This is a genomic window from uncultured Campylobacter sp., from assembly GCF_938031315.1.
GTDB lineage: Bacteria > Campylobacterota > Campylobacteria > Campylobacterales > Campylobacteraceae > Campylobacter_B.
In genome coordinates this window covers 1-5,084 of record NZ_CALHHT010000465.1, presented here as the reverse complement: position 1 = coordinate 5,084, position 5,084 = coordinate 1, and the positions used below count along the sequence as shown (strand labels likewise).

Here is a 5,084-nt window from a genome sequence, read left to right as displayed (position 1 = left end):
GATATTGCGATTAAGGAAAACATTCGTCCGGAACGCCCGATGGCAGTGGCTTCTGTTGCCTCACAGATGGGTATCTGCGGTTCACCGGTTTCTGTCGCCGTCGTTTCCATCGTCGCCTTTCTTGTCTCGGCCGGCTATGACTACAATGTCCTGCAGGTTCTCATGGTCTCGATTCCTGCGACGTTTTCCGGCGTTCTCGTTGCCGCCCTTTGGAGCTATCGCCGCGGCAAGGATTTAGAGAAAGACCCGCGTTTTCAGGCGTTCATCAAAGACCCTGAGAATAAGAGCTACGTCTATGGTGATACGGAATCCCTCGTCGATAAAGACCTTCCGAAGACATTCTACCGCGCGATGTATATCTTTCTTGCCGGTATTCTCATCATCGCCGTTCTCGGCAATGTACCGGCGCTGCTGCCGCATTTTTCCGATGCAAGCGGTGCGGCAAAGCCGATTTCGATGGTTCTTGTCATCCAGATGGTCATGCTCTGCGTCGCGTCGGCGATCCTTCTCTCCTGTGGTGTAAAGGCAAAGGAGGTCGGCGACAGTAAGGTCTTTCGCTCCGGCATCGTCGCTCTCGTCTCGGTCTATGGCGTTGCTTGGATGGCGGATACTTACTTTGCCAATCACATGGTATTTTTAAAAGAAGCGCTCGGCATCGCGATGATCGAGCCCGGCTACGTCACGCTGCAAAATCCGCTAGGCCTAAGCTTAAACGTGGATCTGAAACTATTTGGCGTCGCGGTAAAAAATTTAATCGACAACGCCGTCAAATACGCCTCAGACGGTAAAATTTTAATCCGCCTAAACGCCGAAACGATGGACTTCATAACGCTCGGCGAGCCGCTGCAGAAGGACTTTAGCTACTACAAAGAGGCCTTCGTTAAGGGCACGAATGCCAAGCAAAGCTTCGGCCTAGGGCTTTACATCGTCGATAATATCGCCAAGGCGCACGGGCTAAAATTCCTCTACCGCAGGCAGGATGAGCTAAACGTCTTTTATTTTGAGGGGATCGAAAATATAGCGACGTTGTGAAATTTAAGCACATTTTTTATATTATTGCGCCAAAAATTCGAAACGAGAAGATGCGAAATTTCATATTTTTAGCGCTATTTTTAACCGCAACCATATTTTTTCTACCTCGCGGCGCACAAGCCGAGAGCTTTATCACCGACGAGGAATACGGCGCGATGCTGTATAAAAACCCCCGCGGCATCGGCTGCGACAAGTGCCACGGCGAAAAGGGCGAGGGCTCGCTGATCGTAAAGTATAAAGAATTTAACCGCACCTCGGGCACCTACTACGAGCGCGCCCTAAACGCGCCGCCGATCAACAATCTCTCGCTTCAGGAGCTCGCCGACGGGATCAGCAGCTCGCGCGACGTGATGCCCAGCTACTTCCTGACGCAAAACGAGATCATCATCATCTACAAATATATAAAATCGATAAATCAACCCAAAAAGAAGGAGAAAAAATGAATAATCACGACGAATTTTTAGCAGCACAAAAACTTATCCCGGGCGGCGTCGATTCGCCGGTGCGAGCATTCGGCAACGTAGGCGGCGAGCCTTTTATGGTAGATCGCGGCGAGGGCTCGTACATCTACGACGTCGAGGGCAAAAAATATCTCGACTTCGTGCAGAGCTGGGGCCCACTCATCTTCGGTCACGCCGACGCGGACATTGAGCGCGCCGTCGTGCAGACCGCCAAAAAGGGGCTAAGCTTCGGCGCATCCAGCCCGCTTGAGACGCAGCTTGCCTCGCTGGTGCTAAAAAATTTCGATTTCCTAGATAAGATCCGCTTTACCAGCAGCGGCACGGAAGCTACGATGAGCGCGATCCGCCTTGCGCGCGCCTTTAGCGGACGGGATAAAATTTTAAAATTTGAGGGCTGCTACCACGGTCATAGCGACAGCCTGCTCGTCAAAGCGGGCAGCGGCGCGAGCACCTTCGGTAACGCAAGCAGCGCGGGCGTGCCGGAGGATATCGCAAAAAACACCTACCTAGCCAGATACAACGACATACAAAGCGTAAAGGACGTCCTAGCGCAAAACGACATCGGCACGATCATCATCGAGCCGATCGCAGGAAACATGGGTTTGGTGCCGGCGGATCCCAAATTTTTAACCGAGCTTCGCGCGCTGTGCGACGAGAAAAAGATCGTGCTGATAATCGACGAGGTAATGAGCGGCTTTCGCGCGAGCGAGCTAGGCAGCTACGGCATCTACGGCGTTCGCGGCGATCTGGTAACCTTCGGCAAGGTCATCGGCGGCGGCATGAGCGTGGCGGCGTTTGCGGGCAAGCGCGAAATCATGGATATGATAAGCCCGCTAGGAGCGGTGTATCAAGCAGGCACGCTAAGCGGAAACCCCGTCGCAATGGCTGCGGGCATCGCCAGCCTAAGTAAAATTTACGCTAGCAGCGGCCTTTACGAAAGGCTCGGGGGGCTTGCGCGCAGGCTTACGGACGGGCTTTGCGCCATAGCGCAGCGCCGCGGCATCGCGCTGCAAACCGCCTGCGTAGGCTCGATGTTCGGCTACTTTTTCGCAGACGAAGAGGTGCGCGACTATGACGGCGCCTTGCGGGCAGACACCGCGCGCTTTGCGAAATTCCACGGCGAGATGATTAAGCGCGGCGTATTTTTGGCGCCTAGTCAGTTTGAGACGGGCTTCATCTGCGCCAGCATGGACGAAGCGCAGATCGACTTTGCGCTAAACGCCGCGGATGAAGCGATGGCGGCGCTTTAAGGGCTGCGTTTTAAAATTTTACGGATTTTAGATGAGAGTAACGAAAAATTTAAATAAAATCGTAAAGGGCGCCTGCGACATCAGCCTAGGCATCTCAATCGTCGTAGCGATCGGCATCGGCGTAGCGATCGGGCTTGGGCTGCGGCACCTCACGGGCTCGCTGCTTCTGCTCTGGTTCGGCATCGCTATCGGCATCGCAGCGGCGTTTCTGAACGTTTACCGCGCGTGCAAGGCGCTAAATTCGAGCTTAAAAGAGCTTGAAAACGATCCGAAATACAAGGCGGATCCGAAAAATTTTGACGACGACGATGAATGGGATGAGCAGGATTGAATAGGCGGTTTTTGCTCATATACTGCGCGCTAAATGCGGTGCTTGCCCTGCTTGGGCTAGCGCTTTGCGGCGCAGGATTTTTCGGCTCGGGCTCTTTCGGCGTGCGGGCGCTTGCGTGGCTTCTTAGCTTGGAGGCCGGATTTTTGGGCGCATTCGGCGCGGTATATTTTTCGTTTCGCGCTTACCGAAACAAAATAGAAGATGAGCTAAGAGCCGGTAAATACGATGAAATTTTGCAGCAAAGCTCTAAAAATTCAGCAGGTTTCATAAGCGGCGAAATTTCCGATAGCGATACGAATTCCGCAAGCCTTGGCGGCGAAAACCGAGGCGACGCTTGCGGTGACGATAAAATTTCATACGGCAAAATTTGCGGCGGCGAAATTTTAAAGAGCGAAAGCTTTAGGGGCGAAAATTCAGGCGATGAAATTTCAAACACGCGAAATTCCGAAGGCGCGGTAAATTTCACTAGCGGCGAGACCCGCATCGAAAATAGCGGTAGCCACGCTCTGTACGACGAAACCGCCGCCGAGTGTACCGCAAGCTCCGCCGATATAAATTTTATCCGCGGCTCGAATTCAGGCACCGAGCACAGCAGAGCCGCCGCTGGCGAGTGCGAGGTAAATTCTACGAAGAGCGACGACAAAACCTCTGCTTACGACGCGACCGCTTTGGGACGCGCCGCCACCAATAAATTTAAAATGAATGGCGGTGAGACTTGCGGCGACTTACAGAGCAATATAAGCGAGAAAACTAGCGATAGTTCGCAAGACGGTATAGGCGAGCGTTACGACGACTTAAAAAGCGGAGCGAACGGCGACCTGGGCGACGGCACAGATAGCGGCGACTGGAGCGACGGTGCAGATCGCAGCGATCGCAGCGACGGCGCAGATAGCGGTAATCGTGGTGGCGATGTAGATAGCGGCGAGCCGGACGACAGTATGAGCGGTTTTGGGGGCGGGATTGGCACCGCGCGCGATGGATCAAAGGATGACTTCGAAGGCGCAGACGATTTTGAGGGCGAGCTTGAGCGGAGCGAGGTTCGGAGTAATTTTGCGGGGGCGTTTTTCTCTCCGTTTAAAATTCTACCCTACGCGGCGCTCGTGGCGGCGATCTACCTGCTTGCCAAGCTGTCTTTGCTAAACCCACTAGCTATTATCTTGGGCGTTACGATCATTCCTCTGGGTACGATGATCGTTGCTTTCGGCGCTAAAGACGCGCACTAAAGCTCAAACGGCGCGAGTGGACGCTTTAAATTTTAAAATTTAGCTTCAGCGGGATTGAGTGCAGTCAGACGCAGGATAAAATCGCGTACGACCCCGCCACCGCGAGCTGTGCCACAGATACCGCGCATTTCGGTACGTACCAGGGCGGGCTAAATTCATAAAATTTACGCCGCGCATCTTTGAACTTCTGCGTAAATTTAAACCGCTCATTGCAAGCCGTAGAAATTTTACCGGCATCTCTCGCGTAATTCTAAAACTAAATTTAACCGCCGCAAATTGCAATTCAGCGCGAAATTCTTATCTATATTTAATTAAATTTTAGCTACCATTACGCAAAATTTGAGGAAAAATTATGAATTATGATACCTTAAAAAAGATCTTTTTTCGATTCGATCCAGAAACCGCTCATAAGATCGCAGAATTCGGACTTCGCGCACTTTATGCGACTCCGGGCGGGCTTGAGGCTTTGGCAAAATTCGGCGTTTATAAAGATGAAATTTTAACTCAAAATATATGGAATCTCAGCTTCGATAACCCCGTGGGTATCGCGGGCGGCTTCGACAAAAACGCCACGATGATCGCGCCGCTGGCTGCTCTTGGCTTCGGGCACATCGATTTTGGCACCTTTACGCCGCGTCCTCAAAGCGGCAACGAAAAGCCGCGACTTTTTCGCCTCGTTAGCGAGCAGAGCATTCAAAACGCGATGGGCTTTAACAACGAAGGTGCCGATGTTATCGAGCGTCGCGTGCGAAAAATTTACCCTTTTGTAATCCCGATCGCCGCAAAT

At 52.5% G+C, this 5,084-nt stretch carries 5 protein-coding genes and 1 pseudogene; all 6 read left to right on the top strand.

Going from position 1 to position 5,084, the window contains the following annotated elements:
* Positions 1-1,032, top strand: a 1,032-nt coding sequence (locus Q0236_RS11545; protein WP_297918153.1) for an anaerobic C4-dicarboxylate transporter family protein, incomplete at its 5' end; no start/stop codon positions are given.
* A 50-nt stretch (positions 1,033-1,082) separates the two neighbouring features.
* Positions 1,083-1,475 carry a cytochrome C oxidase subunit III gene (locus Q0236_RS11540; protein ID WP_297918150.1) on the top strand — a complete coding sequence of 131 codons (393 nt, stop codon included), beginning with the start codon at positions 1,083-1,085 and terminating at the stop codon, positions 1,473-1,475.
* Positions 1,472-2,743: a glutamate-1-semialdehyde 2,1-aminomutase gene (gene hemL, locus Q0236_RS11535; RefSeq protein ID WP_297918147.1), complete on the top strand. Its 1,272-nt coding sequence runs from the start codon at positions 1,472-1,474 to the stop codon at positions 2,741-2,743. The genes Q0236_RS11540 and hemL overlap by 4 nt, the downstream gene beginning before the upstream one ends.
* A 31-nt stretch (positions 2,744-2,774) precedes the next feature.
* Entirely contained in the window at positions 2,775-3,074 is a 300-nt protein-coding gene (locus Q0236_RS11530) for an AtpZ/AtpI family protein (protein WP_297918144.1), read from the top strand.
* Between the two features lie 11 nt (positions 3,075-3,085).
* Positions 3,086-4,297, top strand: a complete 1,212-nt coding sequence (locus Q0236_RS11525; RefSeq protein WP_297918141.1) for a hypothetical protein — start codon at positions 3,086-3,088, stop codon at positions 4,295-4,297.
* Between the two features lie 352 nt (positions 4,298-4,649).
* A pseudogene (locus Q0236_RS11520) lies at positions 4,650-5,084 on the top strand (dihydroorotate dehydrogenase (quinone)); the annotation flags it as partial.